Source organism: Mycolicibacterium aubagnense, from assembly GCF_010730955.1.
In the GTDB taxonomy this organism is placed as follows: domain Bacteria; phylum Actinomycetota; class Actinomycetes; order Mycobacteriales; family Mycobacteriaceae; genus Mycobacterium; species Mycobacterium aubagnense.
This window is the reverse complement of sequence record NZ_AP022577.1, coordinates 2,851,629-2,872,864: the sequence shown is the minus strand read 5'-3', so window position 1 is coordinate 2,872,864 and position 21,236 is coordinate 2,851,629. Positions and strand designations below refer to the sequence as shown.

Genomic DNA, 21,236 nt, shown 5'->3' with positions numbered 1-21,236 from the left:
AACGACTATTGCTTCCCGTGGAAGGCGGCGGCCACGATCGCCGCGGCCGCCAGGGCCAGTGCCGCCGCGGTCGCTGCGGTGGCGCCGATCCCCGAATCGAAGGCGATGCGCGCCGACTCCATCAGGTGACTGCCGAGTTCGGTCGGCAGGGTCCGGGCCACCGCGATGGCGCCACCGATGCTCTCTCCGGCGTCCGCCGACTGTCCGGGCGAAAGCGCTCCGGGCAGTTCGACATTCGCACGGTAGAACGCGGTGAACATGGTGCCCAGCCCGGCGGTGCCGATCACTGCACCCAGTTCATAGGCGGTCTCCGACACCGCTGACGCCGCGCCGGCCTTCTCGGGTGGCACCGATGCCACGATGGTGTCGTTCGAGATCGTCTGCGACACACCGACGCCCAACTCGAGCACCATGAACGACGCGATGACCCCAACCACGGTCAGGTCGTGGCGGAACAGCAGGATCAGCAGGAAGCCGGCGGCCACCAGGAGCAGGCCGGCCACCATCAACGTCTGCGGCGCGAACCGCTTGGTCAGCCGCACCACACCGATACCCGCGATCGTCGACGCCGCCGCACCCGGCAGCATGACCAGTGCGGCGGTCAGCGGGTCCAGCCCGAGCACCAGCTGCAGGTGCTGCGAGACGAAGAACAGGAATCCGATCAGACCGACCATCGACAGGAAGTTGGCCAGGATGGACGCCGTGAAGGGTCCGTGTCCGAACAGCTGCATGTCGAGAATCGGTGTGGCACTGCGGTTCTGCCGGCGCACGAACCAGATGCCCGCGGCGATGCCGAGGGCGACGGCCGCCAGCGTCAGCGTCGAGATGCCGTCGTGCGCGGCGGTCTTGATCGCCCACACCACCGGCAGCATGGCCACCAGGGACAGCAGCACGCTGAGCGCGTCGACCGGGCCCGGATTCGGATCTCGCGATTCCGGCACCAGTTTGGGTGCCAGCACCAGCAGCGGCAGCAGGATCGGAACGGCGATCATGAACACCGCACCCCAGTGGAAGTGCTGCAGCAGCAGACCGCCGACGATGGGCCCCAGCGCCGAGCCGGCCGCGAAACACGACGCCCAGATGGCGATGGCGAGCCGGCGCGACGTGGCTTCGGTGAAGATGTTGCGGATCAGCGACAACGTCGACGGCATCAGCATGGCGCCGAACACGCCGAGCGTGGCACGTGCCGCCACCAGATAGCCGGCGCTGGGCGCGAATGCCGCGGCGGCCGAGACGGCGGCGAACCCGACGGCGCCGATGAGCAACATCCGACGCCGGCCGAACCGGTCGCCGAGGCTGCCCATGGTCACCAAAAGCGTTGCCAGGACCAGTGAATAGATGTCGACGAGCCACAACTGGGTCGCAGCCGACGGGCGGAAATCTTGGGCGATGCTGGGCAGTGCGAAGGCGAGCACTGTGTTGTCGATGGAGATGAGCAGCACGGGCAGCATCAGCACTGCCAGCGCCCACCAATGGCGTTGGGGCGTCCGGTTCGTCACCTCGTTGGTGACGAGACTGGTGGACATGAGAACTCCTTAGCTGTTCATGCGGTCGGCTGTCCAAGCCGCGGTCAGCATGAAAATTGTTGAGATAAAAGCAAATTCGGGTGGATCACGACTGATCCGGGGTGATGGTGCCCGCCGTCAGGCTGGCCATGATGGCGTCGACGATCTCGACCCGCGGCGCGATGTTCCGGCGCAGTGCCTCGTATCCGGCGTCGAGTAGGGCCCAGAAAACCAGGCGCGGCCACTCCGGAGGGCTGGTCTGCGGTCGTGCCGAAACCCGCGCCAGCACTTCGGCTATCGCCTCGTCGCCGGTATCGAGGATCGCGGACAAGTCCGGGTCGGCCACGATGGTCGGCTCGTTGTAGACGAAGGGCACGATGGGTCCGAGGTCCAGCTGGGATTCGACCACCCGACGCAGCGCGGCGAGCGGGGGACCGCACGCGGGTTCGGCTTTGTCGATGGCGGCGTTGCTCATCTCGTGGACGTACAGCGCGACGGCACGGATCAGCTCGGAGCGTTCGGCGAAGTACCGGTGCAGCGTGCTGCGGCCCACGTCGGCGGCGGTGGCGATATCGCTCAACGACGCCGCGGGGTTGGTCGCCAGTACAGCGGTGGCGGCATCGAGGATCGCCTTGCGGGTGCGCGAACGCACACCGGTGTCGAGCGATTGCACTTCAGCCATGTATCAAAGGTAGCGCAATGCGGCCCAAAATGGGACAGTTGTGTGCCAAAACACCGGATGACGCTGCTTGAATGGGATTTTCGCGCGGCGGTTGGCTGCGGAATCGGGTTCAAATCCGGCGCCCTGGGGTACTCGGGCAATGTCATCTGCAGCTCAAAAAAACTACACTTGACGGTATCTATTACTGATTATGTTGGGTTGTTTCCGGAGGCGGGCCATGGCCACGTACAGGAAGATTGCATCGACAACAGCATTCGCCGCAGGCCTGGTGGCCGCGGTTCTGGGTATCGGTTCGGGAAGCGCCGGCGCGTCGCCGGCGCTTGATCCCGGCATGATCCCGATGGACCACGGTTGGGGCGGCGGCGACTGGGACAACCACCACGGCTGGGGCTGGGGCCATCGTGGCTGGGGCGGCGGCCCCGGATGGCCGCCGCCATGTGTGACCGTGCCGTTCGTCAGCATCTGCGCATAAGGCCCACGCGCGAGTTTCTCGGGTCGGTTTTGCGACGCGGGCCGTAACCGCATGGGCGGGTGATCTGCCGCGGCCTCCTGAAACAAGAAGGCCCCGACCAGATTTCCCTGGTCAGGGCCTTGCTCACTTGTCGGGGTGGCGGGATTCGAACCCACGACCTCTTCGTCCCGAACGAAGCGCGCTACCAAGCTGCGCCACACCCCGCGTGAAGCCACGACAGCGTATCGCACGGGGACCCTCAGAAGCCAAACGGCCCTTGTGAGGTGAGGTAACTGCAGGTGGATGGGTGCAGCGGCGAAGATCACGTCCGCTGGAGGGATGGAATTTCGCGCATCGTGGGTTTAATCAAGTAACCGTGGTGAACGACGGCTGAACACGAGAAAGCGAGGAACGATCATGACCGGATTGGGAGCCCTGCTCTACTGCGGATTTTTCGGTCTCGCGGCGCTGTGGCTGTTCTTCACCTCTGACTACCGCGCAGCCATGCGGATTGGTCACTCCCAGCGGCCGGAGCGCTCGAATTCCGCCAGTGCTGCCACGGCTTCGATGGAGTCGAGCCCGCGGCTACTGACCCACGCGTCGTCGAAGTAGGTGTCGGCGTAGCGGTCCCCGCTGTCGGCCAGGAGTGTCACCACCGATCCGCTGCGCCCCTGTGCCACCATCTCGGCCAGGAGCCCGAACGCACCCCAGATATTCGTGCCCGTGGACGGACCCACCCGGCGGCCCAGAACCTTGCTCACATGCCGCGCTGCGGCCACTGAGGCGGCATCCGGCACACACACCATGGCGTCCACTACGCCGGGCAGGAACGACGGCTCCACCCGAGGCCGGCCGATGCCCTCGATACGTGACGACGCGCCGGTGAACACGTCTCGGTCGCCGGTGGCCCAGGACGGATAAAACGCCGAATTCTCCGGATCCACCACGCACAGCCGGGTGGCGTGGCGTCGGTAACGGAGGAACCGCCCGATCGTCGCGCTGGTGCCGCCGGTGCCTGCGCCGACCACGATCCACTCCGGGATCGGATGCGTCTCGTCACGCAGCTGCGAGAAGATCGACTCCGCGATGTTGTTGTTGCCCCGCCAGTCGGTGGCCCGCTCGGCGTTGGTGAACTGATCCAGGTAGTGGCCGCCGGTCTGCTGCGCCAGCCTTTCCGCCTCGGCGTACACCTGAGATGACTGCTCGACGAAATGGCAACGGCCACCCTGGTTTTCGATCAGCTCGACTTTGGCCACGCTGGTCGATGACGGCATCACCGCGATGAACTCCAGGCCCAACAGCGCCGCGAAATACGCCTCGGACACTGCCGTCGAACCGGACGACGCCTCGATGACGGTCGTCTGCGGGCCGATCCAGCCGTTGCACAGCCCGTACAAGAACAGCGACCGGGCCAGCCGGTGCTTGAGGCTGCCGGTGATGTGCGTGCTCTCGTCCTTGAGATACAGCTGGACGTCGACAGCGGCGCTCCACGCGGCAGGCAATGGATAACGCAGGAGGTGGGTGTCGGCGCTGCGCCGGGCGTCGGCCTCGATCAGGCGGACCGCGCCCGCCACCCAGTCTCGGTCGACGCTGCGGGCCGCCACCGGTGAGGTCACCGTGCGGAGACGGCCGGCTGCGTCATATCGGCGCCGATGCCGGCGTGCCCGCCGCCGGTCGGTGCGGCCACGAGGGTCAGCAGTGTCACCTCGGGCCGGCAGCAGAAGCGCACCGGCGTGTACGGCGACGTGCCGAGGCCCGCCGAGACGTGCAGCTGCGTATGGGTGCCCCAGCGGGACGGGCCCTTCACCCGGGAGGTGTCGATGTCGCAGTTGGTCACCAGCGCGCCGTAGAACGGGACGCACAGCTGCCCGCCGTGCGTGTGCCCGGCCAGCACCAGCTGGTAGCCGTCGTCGGCGAAGCGGTCCAGCACGCGGGTGTACGGCGCGTGCGCGACGCCCAGCGACAGATTGGCCGCCGGGTTGGGCCGCCCGGCGATGGTGTCGTAGCGGTCGCGGTCCAAGTGCGGATCGTCGACGCCGGCCACGGCGATGAGCTGGCCGTTGACTTCGATCTCGCGCCGGGTGTGGGTCATGTCCAGCCAGCCGCGCTCGGTGAACGCCGCGCGCAGGTCCTGCCACGGCAGCGGCCGGCCGGTGATCCGCTTGTGCTTGCTGAACAGGTAGTTGGCCGGGTTCTTCGGCTTCGGTGCGAAGTAGTCGTTGCTGCCGAACACAAACACGCCGGGCACCGCCAGTAGATCGCCCATCGCCTGCACCACGGCCGGCACCGATTTCGGATGCGAGAGGTTGTCGCCGGTGTTGACCACCAGATCCGGTTCCCAGCGGGCCAGCTCGCGCAGCCACGCCTGCTTGCGACGCTGCGCCGGCATCATATGCAGATCGCTCAGGTGCAGCACCCGCAGCGGCGACGAACCGGGCGTCAGCACCGGCATGGTGACCTCGCGGACCACGAACGCGTTGCGCTCGATGAGCGACGCGTAGGCGAGGCCTGCAGTCAGTGATCCGGCGACGGTGACGGCAGCATTGCGGACGATCGCAGACATGCAGGCAGCCTACTTGCTCAGTGTTGCAGTTGACCCGTTGTCGCTGGTCATCGTTAGAAAGCCCACAGGGTTGGCTTAGGTCGTTCTGAGGTTTCGGCCGGGTCTATGGGGGCGGCGGACCGAGGACCGGCACGGTGATGGGCGGCAGGCCTGGAATCTCCACGACCGTCGACCCGATCTGCACCGGAGGCAGGCCATCGATTCCCGGAATCCCCACCGGCGGAGGCGGCGGAGGCGGCGGCGCGATGCCGTTGCTGACCTGGATCGTGACGATCGAGCCGGGGATGGTCTGGCCCGACGGGGAGGTGCCGACCACCTGGCCCGACGGTGCTGTGCTGTTGACCCACGACGGCTGCGGGGCCAATTGGAAGCCGGCCTCCTTGATGCGGTTCTGCGCCAGGTCGAGGTCCATACCCGCGACGCTCGGCACCTTCGAACCCGGTCCGCCGTCGACGTAGCGCGGGTCGGTCGGTGGCAGCACCACGTTGGGTGGGGTGAACTGCTTCATGGCGGTGAACCAGGTCCGGGCCGGCTCGTGGCCGCCGTAGAGATCACCACGGCCGCACTGGCGCAGCGGGAACGAGCACAAGTCGGACGGCGTGGTGGAGTCGTCGTAGATGTAGTTGGCGGCGGCGTAGGCGCTGGTGAAGCCGAGGAACGCGGACGACCGGTGGGCCTCGGTGGTACCCGTCTTTCCGGACACCGGCAACGTCCAGCCCACCGACTGCGCGGCGCCGGCGCCGGTGCCGCTGATGGCGTCCTTGCTCATCGCGTTGGCCAGGGTGTTGGCCAGACCCTCGGGGACCGCCTGCTCACAGGTCTGGGTGGTCACCGAGACCTCGTTGCCGTGCCGGTCGAACACCTTGTCCACCGGGTTCGGCGGGCACCAGGTGCCGCCCGAGGCCAGCGTGGCCGCGACGTTCGACAGTTCGAGGGCATTCACCTCGAACGGGCCGAGGGTGAACGAACCGATGTTCTGCCGCTTGATGAAGTCGGACAGGCTCTCGTTGCTGTTCGGGTCGTACGGACGGGCGGTGCCCGGGTCGGCGTAGGAGCGCAGACCCAGCTTGACCGCCATGTCGACGGCGCGGGCGACGCCGACCTGCGAGATCAGCTTGGCGAACGCGGTATTCGGCGACGTCGCCAGCGCTTCGGTGACGTTCATACTGCCTCGATACTTACCGTCGTTCTCGACGCACCACTTGTCCTTCGGGCAGCCCTTCGCGCCGCCGCTGCCCAGGCCCTTGGCCTCGAAGCGGCCGGGCACGTCCAGCTGGGCGTTGATGCCCATCCCCATATCCAAGGCCGCTGCGGTGGTGAAGAGCTTGAAGATGGAGCCCGCGCCGTCACCCACGAGCGAAAACGGTTGCGGCTGCATGGTTTCCCCGGCCGCGGTGTTCAGCCCGTAGGTCCGGTTGCTGGCCATCGCCACCACCTGGTGGTTGTCCTTGCCGGGCCGGATGACGCTCATGACGCTGCCGATGCCGTCGATGGTCGGGGAGGCGATGCCGTCGATCGACGACTTGACCGAGTTCTGGATGTCCGGGTCGATCGTGGTGCGGATCAGGTAGCCGCCCTTGGCAACCTGGTCCTTGCTGATGCCCGCCTTCGAGAGGTAGTCGAGCACGTAATCGCAGAAGAAGGCGCGGTCCCCGGCGGCGATGCAGCCGCGAGGCAGCTGATTGGGCTGCGGCAGGATACCGAGGGGCTCCGCCTTTGCGGCCCGCAGCGCGTCAGCCTCCTGAGGGACATTCTGGATCATGGTGTCCAGCACCAGGTTTCGACGTGCCAGGGCGCCGTCGGGGTTGACGTAGGGGTCCAGCCCACTGGTGGACTGCACCATGCCGGCCAGCAGCGCGGCCTGCTGCCAGTTCAGCTGCGAGGCGTTGATGCCGAAGTACGTCTGGGCGGCGTCCTGGATGCCGAACGCGCCATTGCCGAACGACACCAGGTTCAGGTAGCGCGTCAGGATCTCGGACTTGGTGAAGGTCTTGTCGAGCGTCAGCGCCATGCGGATCTCACGCAGCTTGCGGGCCGGGGTGGTCTCGATGGCGGCCCGTCGTTCGGCGTCGCTCTGGGCGACCACGAGCAGCTGGTAGTTCTTGACGTACTGCTGCTCGATGGTGGATCCACCGCGCGTATCGGCGGCACCGGACATGTAGCCGGACAGGCCCGTGAGAGTGCCCTTCCAGTCCACCCCGTTGTGCTCGGCAAACCGTTTGTCCTCGATCGAGACGATGGCGAGCTTCATGGTGTTGGCGATCTGATCGCTCGGGACCTCGAAACGGCGCTGCGAATACAGCCAGGCGATCGGGTTGCCTTTGGCATCCACCATGGTGGATACGGCGGGCGCGTCGCCTTCGACCAGCTGGGCCGAACCGTTGGCCACCACATCGGACGCCCGGTTGGACATCAGGCCGACACCCCCAATGAGCGGGAACATCATCGCGGCGAGCACCACGGCAGCGAGCAGACAGCACCACGTCATCTTGATGACGGTGACCGCGGTCGGCGGACGATTCTGCGGTCGCTCGGACATGGGGTACAGCGTAGCGACCGTCGTAGCCAGCAGCCGAGTGCTGGTCGATTACCACGTCATCTGGGCAACCAGGGGGCTGCGACACGGGCAAAAATTGACGTTTGGACACACGTCCCAAAAAAGCGGCCGTTGACCCATTGCGCAAAAGGCCGGTGACCACCTAACTTGAACACACAATGCGATCTAGGTAACACTACTAGCCGCAATGTGGCGTAGATCGCATCAGCGACCTACCCGGGTGGATTCGGCCGTCGGGAGACGGTGTGACGAAGGGATCGCTGGTGACAGGTACACAGCCAGTAGTTCGCGCAACAGTCGCCCCCCAGGCCGGAAACGGCGCGATACCGGGTGTGGTCCAACCTGAAGCAGAAGCCAGAATCGCCTGGGTCTCTCAAGCCCGGTGCCGGCAGGCCGACCCGGATGAGCTGTTCGTCCGCGGCGCCGCGCAGCGCAAGGCCGCCGTCATCTGCCGACATTGCCCGGTGATCGTCGAGTGTGGTGCCGACGCCCTCGACAACCGCGTCGAGTTCGGTGTTTGGGGCGGCATGACCGAGCGCCAGCGCCGTGCCCTGCTCAAGCAGCACCCCGAGGTGGTGTCCTGGGCGGAGTTCTTCGCTACTCAGCGCAAGCACCGCAACGCGGTCTAAACCTCTTCTGGCGCAACGCATCAACCGCGGTTTCCGGCGGCTCTCTGCGGGATATCCGGGGCTCAGGCCTTGACGACGTCGCCCGTGATCTGATCGGCGATCGCCCGCAGGGCCTCGAGGTCGGACACCTCGAACGGCAAGGAGGGCACGCCCACCAACGCCACGTGCGGGTTGGCGCCGGTGAATCGCGACAACAGCCGGACTTCGCGCTTGGCGATGACGGAGCGGTTCGCGTGGATCCGCAGCGTGGCCGCGGCCAGCGCGTCGCCGTCCTGACCGGACTGCTCGAGCTTGCCCGCGGCCTCGTCGGCGGCATCGGCGGTGAGATCGCACAGCATCGGGTGCGTGCGGTTGAGAATCAGGCCGGCCAGCGGCATCTGCTCCTGCGACAGCCGGTCGACGAAGAACGACGCCTCGCGCAGCGCGTCGGGCTCGGCAGCCGAGACCACGACGAACCGGGTGCCGGGCCGCTTGAGCAGTTCGTAGGTGCGGTCGGCCTTCTCGCGGAACCCGCCGAACGTCGCGTCCAGGGACTGCACGAAACCGGCTGCGTCGGAGAGCATCTGCGAACCGAGCACGGTCGACAGCGCCTTCATCGCCAGGCCCATGGCCCCGGTGACCAGCCGGCCGATGCCGCGGCCCGGTCCGAGCAGCAGGCGCCACAGGCGACTGTCCATGAAGTTGCCCAGCCGCTTCGGCGCATCCAGGAAGTCCAGCGCGTTGCGCGACGGCGGGGTGTCGACGACGACCAGATCCCATTTGTCCTCGGCCAGCAGTTGGCCGAGTTTCTCCATCGCCATGTACTCCTGCGTGCCCGACAGCGACGTCGCGACGGTTTGGTAGAACTGGTTCTCCAAGATGGAGTCGGCGCGGTCTTCGCCCGAGTACTGCACCACCATCTCGTCGAAGGTGCGACGCATATCCAGCATCATCGCGTAGAGCTCGCCCGGCACCTCCGGCGCCAGCGGCACCCGCTGCGGGGTGTTGCCGAGGTCCTTGATGCCGAGGGCCTGCGCCAGCCGCTTGGCCGGGTCGATGGTCAGCACCACGACGGTGCGGCCGTACTCGGCCGCGCGCAGCGCCATCGCGGCGGCCGTGGTGGTCTTGCCGACGCCGCCCGCGCCGCAGCACACCACGACGCGATTCGCGGTGTCCGACAGGATCGCGTGCATATCCAGCTTCAACAGGTTATGGCCTGGCTTGCCGCTCATTTGGTGCCAACCCCTTGCTGCTCGAGCGCTTCGGCGAGTTCGTACAGGCTGCCCAGGTCGACCCCGTCGGGCAGGGCGGGCAGTTCGAGGCGGGGCACTTCGAGGGCGTCGAGCGCCTCGGCGCTCTCGGCGCGTGCCATCATGCGCGTCGCGTGCTGGATGGTCTCGGTGAGCAGTCCGGCGAAGTCGCTGTCGGACAGGGTGATTCCGGCGTCGGAGAGGCCGGCGCGCACCGCATCGGCGTCGACGACGCCCTCGGCGGCCTTCGCCAGATCGTCCACCGACAGGTACGCCGGGATGTTGCGGTTGACGATGACGCTGCCGATCGGCAGGTCCAGCTCCCGCAATTCTTCGATGGCCTCCAGGGTCTCCTGCACCGGCAGCGCCTCGAGCAGCGTGACCAGATGGATGGCGGTGAGCTCCGAGTGCAGCAGCTTCACGACGCCATCGGCCTGGGAGTGCACCGGGCCGCCCTTGGCGAGATCCGAGACGGCCTTGGTGACGTCGAGAAAGCGGGAGATGCGGCCCGTCGGCGGGGCGTCGACCACGACGGCGTCGTAGGGACGCTGTCCCTTGAGTTCCTTGGCGGACTTGCCGTTACGGACCACGACCTCCTTGATCTTGCCGGTGAGCAGGACGTCACGCAGGCCGGGCGCGATCGTGGTGGCGAACTCGACGGCACCGATGCGCTTCATGGCGCGGCCCGCGATGCCGAGGTTGTAGAACATGTCCAGGTATTCCAGGAACGCGGCCTCGGTGTCGATGGCCAGCGCGTTGACCTGCCCGCCGCCCTCGGCGGTCGCGATCTTCTGCTCTCCGTACGGCAGTGGCGGCACGTCGAAAAGCTGAGCGATGCCCTGGCGCCCCTCGACCTCGACCAGCAAGACGCTGCGGCCACCGGCGGCCAGCGCCAGCGCCAGCGCGGCGGCGACGGTGGTTTTGCCAGTCCCGCCCTTGCCGGTGACGAAGTGGAGGCGCGCCTGGTCCAGGCGCGCGGGCCAACCGGTATGGGTTTGGCCCGTGGATTCGGAGGTCACCCCAGCATGTTAACCATGCGGTACCCCTCGGCCGATAAGCTCGGCGGCATGAGCGAACCGACCCGGTGGGAGTACGCCACCGTCCCGTTGCTGATCCACGCCACCAAACAGATCCTGGACCAGTGGGGCCAGGACGGGTGGGAGTTGGTGTCGGTACTGGCCAACCCGAGCGGTGAGCAGCATGTCGCCTACCTGAAGCGGCCGAAGTGAGTATTTCCGACCGGTTGGCCGAACTCGGCATCGAGCTCCCGGAAGTCGTTGCGCCACTGGCGGCGTATGTGCCCGCGGTCCGCACCGGAAATCTCGTCTACACCTCGGGGCAGTTGCCCATGCAGGGCGGCACGCTGCCGGCCGAAGGCAAGGTCGGCGCTGAGGTCAGCGCCGACGACGGCAAGGCCCTGGCTCGGATCTGTGGACTCAACGCGCTGGCCGCGGTGCACGCGCTGGTCGGCATCGACTCGGTGGTGCGCGTGGTCAAGGTCGTCGGATTCGTCGCCTCGGCGCCGGGGTTCAACGGCCAGCCCGCGGTGATCAACGGGGCGTCCGAGTTGCTGGGCGAGGTGTTCGGCCCGGCCGGCGCGCACGCCCGGTCGGCGGTCGGGGTCTCCGAGTTGCCGTTGAATGCTCCTGTTGAGGTGGAGCTGATCGTGGAGATCGCGTAAGCGATCGACCATCGGGAGGGCGGTTGTGTCCTTATGAATCATCCTGCGTATGGCGTGCTGCGGCCGGTGTTGGAAACAGACACAGTGTCGGCCGGCGTCTTACTCTGCGACAACCCGGGCATCATGACGCTCGACGGCACCAACACCTGGGTGCTGCGCGGGCCCGGTAGCGACGAGATGGTCGTCGTCGACCCGGGGCCTGACGACGATGCGCACCTGGAGCGGATCGCCGCGCTGGGCAAGATTCCGCTGGTGCTGATCAGCCACAAGCACGACGACCACACCGGTGGCATCGACAAACTCGTCGGCATGACCGGGGCAGTGGTGCGGTCGGTGGGTAGCGGCTTTCTGCGCGGCCTGGGCGGACCGCTCGCCGACGGCGAGGTGATCGACGCCGCGGGCCTGCGGATCAAGGTCATGGCTACGCCGGGGCATACGGCCGATTCGCTGTCTTTCCTCGTCGACGAGGCCGTCTTGACCGCGGACACGGTCTTGGGCCGTGGCACCACCGTCATCGACAACGAGGACGGCAGCCTGCGCGACTACCTGGAATCACTGCGGCGGCTGCAGGGGCTGGGCAGACGGACCGTCCTGCCCGGGCATGGTGCCGATCTGCCTGATCTATCCAAGGTGACGGCGATGTACCTCGCGCACCGCGAGGAACGGCTGGACCAGGTGCGGGGCGCCCTGCAGGTGCTCGGTGACGAGGCGTCGGCGCGGCAGGTGGTCGAGCACGTCTACACCGACGTCGACCAGAAGCTGTGGGACGCCGCGGAGAAATCGGTTCAGGCCCAGTTGGACTACCTGCGGACTGCTTAACAACGAAACGGCATTCCAGCAGGAGAAGTTCGAGAACTGCTCTGCTGGAATGCCGTTTCGGCGGGAAAACTAGCGCGCTCGGCGGGCCAGCCGCTCCGAGTCGGAGATCAGCACGCTCTTGCCCTCGAGCCGGATCCAGCCGCGGTGCGCGAAGTCGGCGAGTGCCTTGTTCACGGTTTCGCGCGAGGCGCCGACGAGTTGCGCGATCTCTTCCTGGGTCAGGTCGTGGGTGACGCGCAGGGCGCCGCCCTCCTGCGTGCCGAACCGCTGGGCCAGCTGCAGCAGCTGCTTGGCCACCCGACCGGGCACGTCGGTGAAGATCAGATCGGCCAGGTTGTTGTTGGTGCGGCGCAACCGGCGCGCGAGCACGCGCAGCAGCTGCTCGGCGATCTCCGGACGGTCCGCGATCCACGCACGGAGCGCTTCACGGTCCATCGAGACCGCCCGCACCTCGGTGATGGTGATGGCGCTCGAGGTCCGGGGACCCGGGTCGAAGATCGACAGCTCACCGAACATGTCCGACGGACCCATGATGGTCAGCAGGTTTTCCCGGCCGTCCGGTGACCGGCGGCCGATCTTCACCTTGCCGGAGATGATGATGTAGAGGCGGTCACCCGGCTCGCCCTCGGCGAACACGGTGTGTCCGCGGGGGAAGTCGACCGGTTGCAGCTGTTTGGTCAGTGCGGATACCGCGGTGGGCTCGACACCCTGGAAGATTCCGGCCCTCGCCAGGATCTCGTCCACGTTGCTCCCTAAGGCTGGTGAGTGATCAAAAACGCGCGCAAGCTAGCCAGTGAACTGGTTAACAAAGTCAGTCTAGTGGTAAGCCGTTTCGCAACCAGCCACGCTACACACGATTCGCCTGGCGAGTCTCGCGAAATTGCGGATTGCTCGCATAGTGGGCATACGCGCGGCTGGGTAATTCGGGTTCGCCGAAGGCTCCGAGTGGGTTGTCGCGCGTCGGCGACGGGGCCGCCAGCGCACGGGGTTCCTCGAATCGGGGTGCCGATCGGTGCGGCAGTGTGTCCGCGGCTGCAGCCTGCTGTGACCAGGCCGTTTTGACCTTGTCGACGAACGCTTTGACGTCCGCGGCGGTGTAGGTCTCCTTGGATGTATCGAGCATGGCTTCGAGGCGGCTCAACCCGAAGGTTGCCACCATGAGCAACCCGGGAATGCACACAACCAGCAACCAGGACACACGCAGAAGTAAACACGCCGAATGTCTCAGGGTGGTCACGAAACGACGCCGGTCAAAGTATCCTTACCCACTTCTCTCAGTACGCTTACCGGCGTGCCTGCGCGACGATCCACCGCAAAATACGACCGCGAAACCCACCTCGGTCTGGTGCGTCGCGCGCGGAGGATGAATCGTGAACTGGCGCAGGCATTTCCGCACGTCTACTGCGAACTGGACTTCACCAATCCGCTGGAGCTCGCGGTGGCCACCATCCTGTCGGCGCAGTGCACGGATAAGAGAGTGAACCTCACGACGCCGGCGTTGTTCGCCAAGTACCCGACCGCGCTGGACTATGCGCAGGCCCACCGGACCGAGCTCGAGGAACTGATCCGGCCCACCGGCTTCTACCGCAACAAGGCGACGTCGATCATCGGGCTGGGCCAGGCACTGGTGGCCCGCTTCGACGGCGAGGTGCCGGACACCCTGGACGAGCTGGTCACGCTGCCCGGCGTGGGCCGCAAGACCGCCAACGTCATCCTCGGCAACGCCTTCGACATCCCGGGCATCACCGTGGACACCCACTTCGGGCGGCTGGTACGGCGCTGGCGCTGGACCGCCGAAGAGGACCCGGTCAAGGTTGAACACGCGGTCGGGGAGTTGATCCCGCGCAAGGAGTGGACCCTGCTGTCGCACCGCGTGATCTTCCACGGGCGCCGGGTCTGCCACGCCCGCACGCCGGCCTGCGGCGTGTGCGTCCTGGCCCGCGACTGCCCGTCCTACGGCATCGGGCCGACGGACCTGGCGACCGCGGCGGCGCTGGTCAAGGGGCCGGAGACCGAGCATCTGCTGGCACTGGCCGGGATCACCGAGTGAGTCGATCGACCCGCTGGACCGTGGTGGTGCTGGCCGTGTTCGCCGTTCTCGGCGTGGCGCTGTGGCGGCAGCTGGGCGACAACCAGACCGCGTCCGGGCCGGCGGGCCGGCAGGCCGGCCAGCTCAACGGGGCCCGGGCGCATCGCGACGCCGATACCCCGGCGGCGCTGGCCGGGCCACGGGCCGAAGCGGCGCTGCCGCCCTGTCCCGCCCCGCAGGGCGGACCCGGGCCGGGGGCCCTGCAGGGCATCACGGTGGACTGCGCGGCTGACGGCGCGCCCGTCGACGTCGCGAAGGCCCTCGCCGGCCGGGCCGTGGTGCTGAACCTGTGGGCCTACTGGTGCGGACCCTGCGCCGACGAACTGCCGGCCCTGGCCGAGTATCAGCGCCGGATGGGTACCCGGGTGACCGTGGTGACGGTTCATCAGGACGAGAACGAGACCGCCGGGCTGCTGCGGCTGGCCGACCTGGGCGTCAAGCTGCCGATGCTGCAAGACGGCCGCCGGCTGGTCGCGGCCGCGCTGGGCGTGCCCAACGTGATGCCTGCGACCGTGGTGCTGCGCCCGGACGGTAGCGTGGCGCACGTCCTGCCCCGGCCGTTCACCAGTGCCGATGAGATCGCCAGTGCAGTGAATTCACAATGGTGAATCGTCAAGCGTTAGGAGTGTCGGGGTGAACGTGCTGAACCCGCAGGCCGCCCCGGCCTGGCTGCGGCCGCTGGTCGACAACGCGGCAGACCTGCCGCAGGCCTACCGCCGCCGGGTGCCGGCGAGCGTGTTGGCGGCCATCACCGCCGCAGGGGCCACCGCGACATTGACCGGCACCAAACGGGACGCGGCGGTCCTGGTGCTGTTCTCGGGGGCGCCCGACGCCCCGGCTGGTGCGCTGCCGCCCGATGCCGACCTGCTGGTCACCGTCCGCGCGTCGACGTTGCGGCATCATGCCGGGCAGGCGGCCTTCCCGGGTGGCGCGTCCGATCCGGAGGACGGCGGTCCCGTCGGCACCGCGCTGCGCGAGGCGACCGAGGAGACCGGTATCGACACCTCGCGGCTGCACGTGCTGGCGACATTGGACCGAATGTTCATCCCGCCCTCGGGTTTTCACGTGGTCCCGGTGCTCGCGTACTCACCCGACCCCGGTCACGTCCTCGCTGTCGACCCGGCGGAGACGGCCATCGCCGCGCGGGTTCCGGTGCGCGCCTTCGTCAATCCCGAGAATCGGTTGATGGTGTACCGCAAGGAGAACACGCGGCGGTTCGCCGGCCCGGCATTTCTGCTCAACCAGATGCTGGTGTGGGGCTTCACCGCTCAGGTGATCTCCGCGATGCTCGACGTCGCAGGCTGGGCCGAGCCGTGGAACACCGACGTCATCGAGGAACTGGATGCGGCAATGGCGCTGCTGGGGGACTCCAGCGGCTACCGTGTGGATCAACCATGACACCTTCACAATGGCTGGATCTGGCCGTTCTGTCCGTCGCATTCGTCGCCGCCGTCTCGGGCTGGCGGTCCGGGGCGTTGGGCTCTCTGCTGTCTTTTCTCGGTGTGGTGCTCGGCGCGGTGGCCGGTGTGCTGCTCGCGCCCCATGTGGTGGCGCATGTCGACGGCGCGCGTAGCAAGCTCTTCATCGCCCTGTTCCTGATCCTGGGCCTGGTCGTCGTCGGCGAGATCGCCGGTGTGGTGCTGGGCCGCGCGGTCCGCGGTGCCATGCGCAACGACGTGGTGCGCGGATTCGACTCGGTGGTCGGCATGGCCCTGCAACTGGTCGCGGTCCTGGTCGCCGCCTGGTTGCTGGCCACCCCGCTGACGTCGTCGGACCAGCCGAATCTGGCTGCGGCGGTGAACGGCTCGCGCGTGCTGTCAGAGGTCAACGATGTCGCGCCGGCCTGGCTGAAGCGGGTGCCGACCCGGCTCTCGGCGCTGCTGAACACCTCCGGCTTGCCGTCGGTGCTGCAGCCGTTCGGCCGTACCCCGATCGTCAGCGTCTCGGCTCCGGATCCCGCGCTCGTGGGCGATCCGGCGGTGGCCGCCGCCAAGGGCAGTGTTGTGAAGATCCGCGGCGTGGCGCAGAGCTGCCAGAAGGTGCTCGAGGGCACCGGATTCGTGGTGGCGCCCGGCCGGGTGATGTCCAACGCCCACGTGGTGGCCGGCTCCAACAGCGTCACCGTCCAGGTCGACGACAAGAGCTATGACGCCAAGGTCGTCTCCTACGACCCCGAGGCCGACATCTCGATTCTCGATGCGCCCGACCTGCCCGCGGCGCCGCTGAAGTTCGACATGCAGGAAGCCCAGACCGGCACCGGGGCGGTGGTGATGGGCTACCCGGGCGGCGGTGAATTCGCCGCGACCCCGGCCCGCATCCGCGAGATCATCAAACTCAACGGGCCGGACATCTACCACTCCACGACCGTCACGCGTGAGGTCTACACCATCAGAGGCAATGTCCGCCAAGGCAATTCGGGCGGTCCGCTGATCGACGGCAATGGCAAGGTGCTCGGTGTCGTGTTCGGCGCCGCGGTCGACGACGCCGACACCGGCTTCGTGCTCACCGCCGACGAGGTGGCCAAGCAGATGGCCAAGGTCGACAACCAGGACGCGGTCCCGACCGGACGGTGCATCTCAGCCGGATAGCTGGTGCAGGAATGTCGACAGCTCCGAGGTGACGCTCGACGGCTGCTCTTCGTGCGCGAAATGCCCTGCGCCGGTGACGGATACGAAGCGGGTCTGCGGAGCGTAGCGCTGGGTCCGGCGGACCGGGTCGTCGAGCACGTAGGGATCGGCGGTGCCGTGCAGATGCAGGATCGGTACCGTGGTGCGCTGTTTCATCGCGCGCATGAAGCGCCGGCCCTCGCTGCGGACCTGACTGCGCGCCGCCCAGCGCTGGTACTCCAGCGCCGAGTGCGCGGCCGACGGGATCTGAATCGCGGTACGCAGGTGGGTAGCCGTCTGCGCGAAATCCTCCGACGCCGGCCAGGCGGCGCCGGCGCGGCTGCGGACGAGCTGCTCGACGGCGGCGCCGTTCTGGCGTGTGAGGACGTGTTCGGGCCACCACGGCACCTGGTTGCGCAGCATCGCGGGCAACAGGGCCGCGCGCTGGGCCCGATCGGTCAGCGTCGAGGACCGCAGCGCCATCGGATGGGGTGAACTGATCAGCGCGATACCCCGCACCGCCCGCGGATGCAGCATCGCCGTGGCCCAGCAGACCAGGCCGCCGTCGGCGTGCCCGACCAGTACCGCGGAATGGTGTCCCAGCGCGCGCACCAGGCCGGCGGTGTCCCCGGCCAGCGTCCAGCCGTCGTAGCCGGTCGGTGGTTTGTCGCTGCCGCCGTAGCCGCGCAGGTCCACCGCGACCACCCGGGCACCGCGGAGGTCGCGCAGCTGATGGCGCCACGAGTACCAGAACGAGGCGAATCCGTGCAGCAGGATCACCAACGGGCGCTCCGCGTTGGAGGAACCGTCCGCGTTCCGCTGGTCGGGCTCCGAACCTTCGCCCTCGACGACGTGGAAGCGGATCCCGTTCGCGTGCACCTGGAGGTGTCGCCACGGACCGTCGATCCGGACGACCGACGGATCAGGTGGCGGCACTACCAGCCTGAGGTGTCGCTAGAAGCCGTGCGGGCGATGCTCTGACTCGAGGACTTGTCGTGGCCCGGCGTCAGCGCCACCTTGGCCTCCTTGACCGTGGCGATGGTGTCCCGCGGCCCGCGGATCTTGCGCACCTTGAGGAAGCCCAGGAACGCGAGCGCACCGGTCGTCAGCACCATGAGTGCGAAGACGATGAGGTACGACGCCCAGCTGGGCAGCCACAGCTCGAGTAGCGAACCGAGGAAGAAGAAGAAAAAGAACGTCGAGTAGAACAGCACCACCAGTGCGGCGATGAACAGGACGCTGCCGGTCAGGCCCTTCTTCACGTCGGCGGTGATCTCGGCACGCGCCAGTTCGACCTCGGCGCGCACCAGCGTCGACATCTGCGCGGTGGCTTCCTTGACCAGATCGCCGATCGACGGATCAGCCTTGGGCGCATGCGGATCCACCAGCGGGATCGAGGTCACCGTGGCTGGAACTGCGCCATTCTTGCGATCGCCATTGCTCACGAACACGTCCTCCCGGCGTCGGTGTAGTCCTGGCATATGTTGCCACGTGGGGCGCCGCTTAACGATCCCGGCCAGCGAAAGGCGCGGGCTAGAATGGCCCGGCTTGGCGACGGCGCTGTCGTCACCACAACTCGGAGAAGGTTCACGATGCGTCTGGCAGCCCTGTTCGCGACGGCCATTGCCCTGCTTGGCGCGTCGGCCGGGGTGCCGGCACACGCCGACGCACCGGTGCCGCTCGGCGGTGGCTCGGGCATCGTCGTCGATGGCGATACCTTCTGCACCCTCACCACCATCGGGCACGACAACCGCGGCAAGCTCGTCGGCTTCACGTCGGCGCACTGCGGCGGCCCGGGCCACGAAGTGGCGGCCGAGGGCGCCGAGAACCGCGGCAATCTGGGCGTCATGGTGGCCGGCAGCCAGCCCCTGGATTACGCCGTCATCGAATTCGACCCGGCCAAGGTGCAGCCGCTGAACAACGTCAACGGATTCCAGATCGACGGCATCGGTCCGGACCCGGCGTTCGGCCAAGTGGCGTGCAAACTGGGCCGCACGACGGGCTACACCTGTGGCGTCACCTGGGGTCCGGGACAGGACCCGGGCACCATCGTCGACCAGGTATGCGGCCAACCAGGCGACTCGGGTGCACCGGTCACCGTGAACAACAAGCTGGTCGGCATGATCCACGGGGCCTTCAGCGATGACCTGCCGACGTGTGTCGTCAAGTACGTGCCGCTGCACACCCCAGCCGTGACGGTGTCGATCAATGCGGTGATCTCTGACCTCGACGCCAAGAACCGCCCGGGCGCGGGTTACGTCCCCATCGCCTGACGATACGAAAAAGGCTCCCAACGTGATGTTGGGGGCCTTTCGCGTTCCGGGTTACTTGCTGGCGCGGATGGCCTCGAAGACGCTGGGGTCGACCAGGGTCGAGGTGTCGCCGAGTTCGCGGCCTTCGGCGACATCGCGTAGCAGTCGGCGCATGATCTTGCCGCTGCGGGTCTTGGGCAGCTCGGGCACGACGTGGATCTCGCGCGGTTTGGCGATCGGGGAGATCTCCCGCGCCACTTGGGCGCGCAGTTCCTCGATCATGTTCTCCGGCCCGCCGTGCGCGCTTTCCTTGAGGATGACGAACGCGCAGATGGCCTGGCCGGTGGTGGCGTCGGTGGCGCCGACGACGGCGGCCTCGGCCACACCGGAGTGCCCGACGAGCGCGGATTCGACCTCGGCGGTGGAGATGCGGTGGCCGGAGATGTTCATGACGTCGTCGATGCGGCCCAGGACCCAGATGTTGCCGTCGGCGTCGTAGCGGGCGCCATCACCGGCGAAGTACCAGCCCTGCTCGGCGAACCGGGACCAGTAGGTGTCCTTGAAGCGCTCGTCGTCTCCCCAGATGCCGCGCAGCATCGCCGGCCACGGCTTGTCGAGGACCAGGTAGCCGGTGACGTGCTCGGCTTCGTCGGCGCCGGGGACCAGTTCGTTGCCGTCGTCGTCGACGATCTTGGCGCTGATGCCGGGCAGCGGGGTCATGGCCGAGCCGGGCTTGGCGGCGGTGACGCCGGGCAGCGGGGAGATCATGATGGCGCCGGTCTCGGTCTGCCACCAGGTGTCCACGATGGGGGCTTCACCGGCGCCGATGTATTCGTGGTACCAGCGCCAGGCCTCGGGGTTGATGGGCTCGCCGACGCTGCCCAGCACCCGCAGGCTCGACAGTTCGTGGGACGCGGGAATCTGGTGGCCCAGCTTCATGAAGGTGCGGATCAGCGTCGGGGCGGTGTAATAGATGGTGACGCCGTACTTTTCGATGATTTCGAAGTGCCGGTGCTCGGTCGGTGAGGTGGGGGTGCCTTCGTAGACCACCTGCGTGACGCCGTTGGACAGCGGGCCGTAGACGATGTAGGTGTGCCCGGTGACCCAGCCGATGTCGGCGGTGCACCAGTACACGTCGTCGGGTTTGATGTCGAAGACGTTGTGGTGGCTGTAGGACGCCTGGGTCAGGTAGCCGCCGCTGGTGTGCACGATGCCCTTGGGCTTGCCGGTGGTGCCGGAGGTGTACAGCAGGAACAGCGGTTGCTCGGCGTCGAACGCCTCGGGAGTGTGCTCGGTTGACTGCGCGTCGACGATCTCGTGCCACCAGACGTCGCGACCCTCGGTCCAGTCGACGTCGATGCCGGTGCGCTTGACCACCAGCACGTGCTCCACGCTCGGTTGTCCCGCGACGGCTTCGTCGACGGCGGTCTTGAGCGAGGCGGCCTGCCCGCGCCGGTACTGCCCGTCGGTGGTGATGACCAGCTTGGCGTGCGCGTCCTCGACGCGCGCGCCCAGGGCGGTGGCCGAGAACCCGGCGAACACGACCGAGTGCATGACACCGAGACGGGCGCAGGCCAGCATCGCCACGATGGCCTCGGGCACCATCGGCATATAGATGGCGACGCGGTCGCCGGCGACCAGGCCGAGGGCGGTCAGGGCGTTGGCGGCCTTGCTGACCTCGTCCTTGAGCTGGGCGTAGGTGATGTCGCGGGCGTCACCGACGGGCTCGCCTTCCCAATGGATCGCGACACGGTCACCGTTGCCGGCCTCGACATGGCGGTCGACGCAGTTGTAGGCGACATTGAGTTTCCCGTCGCCGAACCACGTGGCGAACGGGGCATTTGACCAGTCCAGAACCTGCGTGAACGGGGTGGCCCAGGACAACCGCTCGCCCTGGCGGCGCCAGAATTCCAGGCGATCGGCGTCGGCCTCCTGATACAACGCAGCAGTGGCATTGGCCTGCGCGGCGAACTCGGCAGGCGGCGGATAAGCCTGTGGCACAGCGGTGTCTTGTGTCATGGCTGTGAGCGTAGTCACTGACACGTTGCAATGACGTTGGTGGTGGCTCGCCACCGTGACGTTGGTGGTGGCTCGCCACCGTGACGTTGGTGGTGGCTCGCCACCGGGACGTTGGTGGTGGCTCGCCACCGGGACGTTGGTGGTGGCTCGCCAC

General features: G+C 67.5%; 22 protein-coding genes and 1 tRNA gene. 10 read left to right on the top strand and 13 right to left on the bottom strand.

Annotated elements, in window-relative coordinates:
* Positions 1 to 5 precede the first annotated feature (5 nt).
* The gene (gene lfrA / locus G6N59_RS14205) at positions 6 to 1,526 is read right to left on the bottom strand and encodes an efflux MFS transporter LfrA (RefSeq protein WP_138232910.1); all 1,521 of its coding nucleotides are present in this window, start codon (positions 1,524 to 1,526) and stop codon (positions 6 to 8) included.
* A gap of 85 nt (positions 1,527 to 1,611) precedes the next feature.
* The gene (locus tag G6N59_RS14200) at positions 1,612 to 2,187 is read right to left on the bottom strand and encodes a TetR/AcrR family transcriptional regulator (protein ID WP_138232909.1); all 576 of its coding nucleotides are present in this window, start codon (positions 2,185 to 2,187) and stop codon (positions 1,612 to 1,614) included.
* Positions 2,188 to 2,404: 217 nt separating this feature from the next.
* Here G6N59_RS14200 and G6N59_RS14195 point away from each other — a divergent pair, with 217 nt between their 5' ends.
* On the top strand, positions 2,405 to 2,659 hold the full coding sequence (locus G6N59_RS14195; RefSeq protein ID WP_138232908.1) for a hypothetical protein: 255 nt from the start codon (positions 2,405 to 2,407) through the stop codon (positions 2,657 to 2,659).
* 130 nt (positions 2,660 to 2,789) lie between these two features.
* On the opposite strand, the gene G6N59_RS14190 is transcribed toward G6N59_RS14195, so the two are convergent.
* From G6N59_RS14190 to ponA2, 4 genes are all read right to left on the bottom strand, one after another.
* Positions 2,790 to 2,863 (bottom strand) — tRNA-Pro (locus tag G6N59_RS14190).
* A gap of 290 nt (positions 2,864 to 3,153) precedes the next feature.
* Complete coding sequence (gene cds1 / locus G6N59_RS14185) at positions 3,154 to 4,254, bottom strand: L-cysteine desulfhydrase Cds1 (protein WP_138232907.1); 1,101 nt, start codon at positions 4,252 to 4,254, stop codon at positions 3,154 to 3,156.
* On the bottom strand, positions 4,251 to 5,201 hold the full coding sequence (locus G6N59_RS14180) for a metallophosphoesterase (RefSeq protein ID WP_138232906.1): 951 nt from the start codon (positions 5,199 to 5,201) through the stop codon (positions 4,251 to 4,253). The genes cds1 and G6N59_RS14180 overlap by 4 nt, the downstream gene beginning before the upstream one ends.
* Positions 5,202 to 5,304: 103 nt before the next feature.
* Complete coding sequence (gene ponA2, locus G6N59_RS14175) at positions 5,305 to 7,740, bottom strand: transglycosylase/D,D-transpeptidase PonA2 (RefSeq protein WP_138232905.1); 2,436 nt, start codon at positions 7,738 to 7,740, stop codon at positions 5,305 to 5,307.
* A 341-nt stretch (positions 7,741 to 8,081) separates the two neighbouring features.
* Between ponA2 and G6N59_RS14170 the strand changes: the two genes are divergently transcribed.
* Positions 8,082 to 8,387 carry a WhiB family transcriptional regulator gene (locus G6N59_RS14170; RefSeq protein WP_138233296.1) on the top strand — a complete coding sequence of 102 codons (306 nt, stop codon included), beginning with the start codon at positions 8,082 to 8,084 and terminating at the stop codon, positions 8,385 to 8,387.
* A 62-nt stretch (positions 8,388 to 8,449) separates the two neighbouring features.
* Here the strand turns inward: G6N59_RS14170 and G6N59_RS14165 are convergent, their stop codons facing one another.
* Both G6N59_RS14165 and G6N59_RS14160 read right to left on the bottom strand, forming a co-directional pair.
* Positions 8,450 to 9,598, bottom strand: a complete 1,149-nt coding sequence (locus G6N59_RS14165; protein WP_138232904.1) for an ATPase BagB — start codon at positions 9,596 to 9,598, stop codon at positions 8,450 to 8,452.
* Entirely contained in the window at positions 9,595 to 10,635 is a 1,041-nt protein-coding gene (locus tag G6N59_RS14160; RefSeq protein WP_138232903.1) for an ATPase BagA, read from the bottom strand. Before G6N59_RS14160 ends, G6N59_RS14165 begins: the two co-directional genes overlap by 4 nt.
* 48 nt (positions 10,636 to 10,683) lie before the next feature.
* On the opposite strand from G6N59_RS14160, the gene G6N59_RS14155 reads away from it, so the two are divergent.
* From G6N59_RS14155 to G6N59_RS14145, 3 genes are read left to right on the top strand one after another with little or no spacing between them, the layout of a single operon-like run.
* Positions 10,684 to 10,845 carry a Sp36 family protein gene (locus tag G6N59_RS14155; protein WP_090562576.1) on the top strand — a complete coding sequence of 54 codons (162 nt, stop codon included), beginning with the start codon at positions 10,684 to 10,686 and terminating at the stop codon, positions 10,843 to 10,845.
* Positions 10,842 to 11,297 (top strand): RidA family protein, encoded by a 456-nt coding sequence (locus tag G6N59_RS14150; RefSeq protein WP_138232902.1) that lies wholly within the window; start codon positions 10,842 to 10,844, stop codon positions 11,295 to 11,297. Before G6N59_RS14155 ends, G6N59_RS14150 begins: the two co-directional genes overlap by 4 nt.
* A 33-nt stretch (positions 11,298 to 11,330) precedes the next feature.
* Positions 11,331 to 12,116 (top strand): MBL fold metallo-hydrolase, encoded by a 786-nt coding sequence (locus G6N59_RS14145; RefSeq protein WP_138232901.1) that lies wholly within the window; start codon positions 11,331 to 11,333, stop codon positions 12,114 to 12,116.
* Between the two features lie 69 nt (positions 12,117 to 12,185).
* Here the strand turns inward: G6N59_RS14145 and crp are convergent, their stop codons facing one another.
* Entirely contained in the window at positions 12,186 to 12,860 is a 675-nt protein-coding gene (gene crp / locus G6N59_RS14140; RefSeq protein WP_020100982.1) for a cAMP-activated global transcriptional regulator CRP, read from the bottom strand.
* A gap of 103 nt (positions 12,861 to 12,963) precedes the next feature.
* Complete coding sequence (locus G6N59_RS14135) at positions 12,964 to 13,314, bottom strand: hypothetical protein (protein ID WP_138232900.1); 351 nt, start codon at positions 13,312 to 13,314, stop codon at positions 12,964 to 12,966.
* Positions 13,315 to 13,407: 93 nt separating this feature from the next.
* Between G6N59_RS14135 and nth the strand changes: the two genes are divergently transcribed.
* Genes nth through marP form a run of 4 tightly spaced genes read left to right on the top strand, consistent with a single transcriptional unit; the run spans position 13,408 to position 16,793 of the window.
* The gene (nth, locus tag G6N59_RS14130; protein WP_138232899.1) at positions 13,408 to 14,166 is read left to right on the top strand and encodes an endonuclease III; all 759 of its coding nucleotides are present in this window, start codon (positions 13,408 to 13,410) and stop codon (positions 14,164 to 14,166) included.
* Positions 14,163 to 14,813 (top strand): TlpA family protein disulfide reductase, encoded by a 651-nt coding sequence (locus tag G6N59_RS14125; protein ID WP_163911320.1) that lies wholly within the window; start codon positions 14,163 to 14,165, stop codon positions 14,811 to 14,813. Before nth ends, G6N59_RS14125 begins: the two co-directional genes overlap by 4 nt.
* Positions 14,814 to 14,838: 25 nt before the next feature.
* Positions 14,839 to 15,603 (top strand): NUDIX hydrolase, encoded by a 765-nt coding sequence (locus tag G6N59_RS14120; RefSeq protein WP_138232897.1) that lies wholly within the window; start codon positions 14,839 to 14,841, stop codon positions 15,601 to 15,603.
* Positions 15,600 to 16,793: an acid resistance serine protease MarP gene (gene marP / locus G6N59_RS14115; RefSeq protein WP_138232896.1), complete on the top strand. Its 1,194-nt coding sequence runs from the start codon at positions 15,600 to 15,602 to the stop codon at positions 16,791 to 16,793. Before G6N59_RS14120 ends, marP begins: the two co-directional genes overlap by 4 nt.
* On the opposite strand, the gene G6N59_RS14110 is transcribed toward marP, so the two are convergent.
* Both G6N59_RS14110 and G6N59_RS14105 read right to left on the bottom strand, forming a co-directional pair.
* A complete protein-coding gene (locus G6N59_RS14110) occupies positions 16,782 to 17,747 on the bottom strand; it encodes an alpha/beta fold hydrolase (RefSeq protein ID WP_138232895.1) in 966 nt (321 codons plus the stop codon). The genes marP and G6N59_RS14110 overlap by 12 nt on opposite strands.
* Complete coding sequence (locus G6N59_RS14105; RefSeq protein WP_138232894.1) at positions 17,747 to 18,256, bottom strand: phage holin family protein; 510 nt, start codon at positions 18,254 to 18,256, stop codon at positions 17,747 to 17,749. The genes G6N59_RS14110 and G6N59_RS14105 overlap by 1 nt, the downstream gene beginning before the upstream one ends.
* A gap of 147 nt (positions 18,257 to 18,403) precedes the next feature.
* Between G6N59_RS14105 and G6N59_RS14100 the strand changes: the two genes are divergently transcribed.
* Complete coding sequence (locus tag G6N59_RS14100; RefSeq protein ID WP_138232893.1) at positions 18,404 to 19,084, top strand: S1 family peptidase; 681 nt, start codon at positions 18,404 to 18,406, stop codon at positions 19,082 to 19,084.
* 51 nt (positions 19,085 to 19,135) lie between these two features.
* Here G6N59_RS14100 and acs read toward each other — a convergent pair whose 3' ends face one another.
* Positions 19,136 to 21,082 (bottom strand): acetate--CoA ligase, encoded by a 1,947-nt coding sequence (gene acs / locus G6N59_RS14095; protein WP_138232892.1) that lies wholly within the window; start codon positions 21,080 to 21,082, stop codon positions 19,136 to 19,138.
* Positions 21,083 to 21,236: the final 154 nt, after the last annotated feature.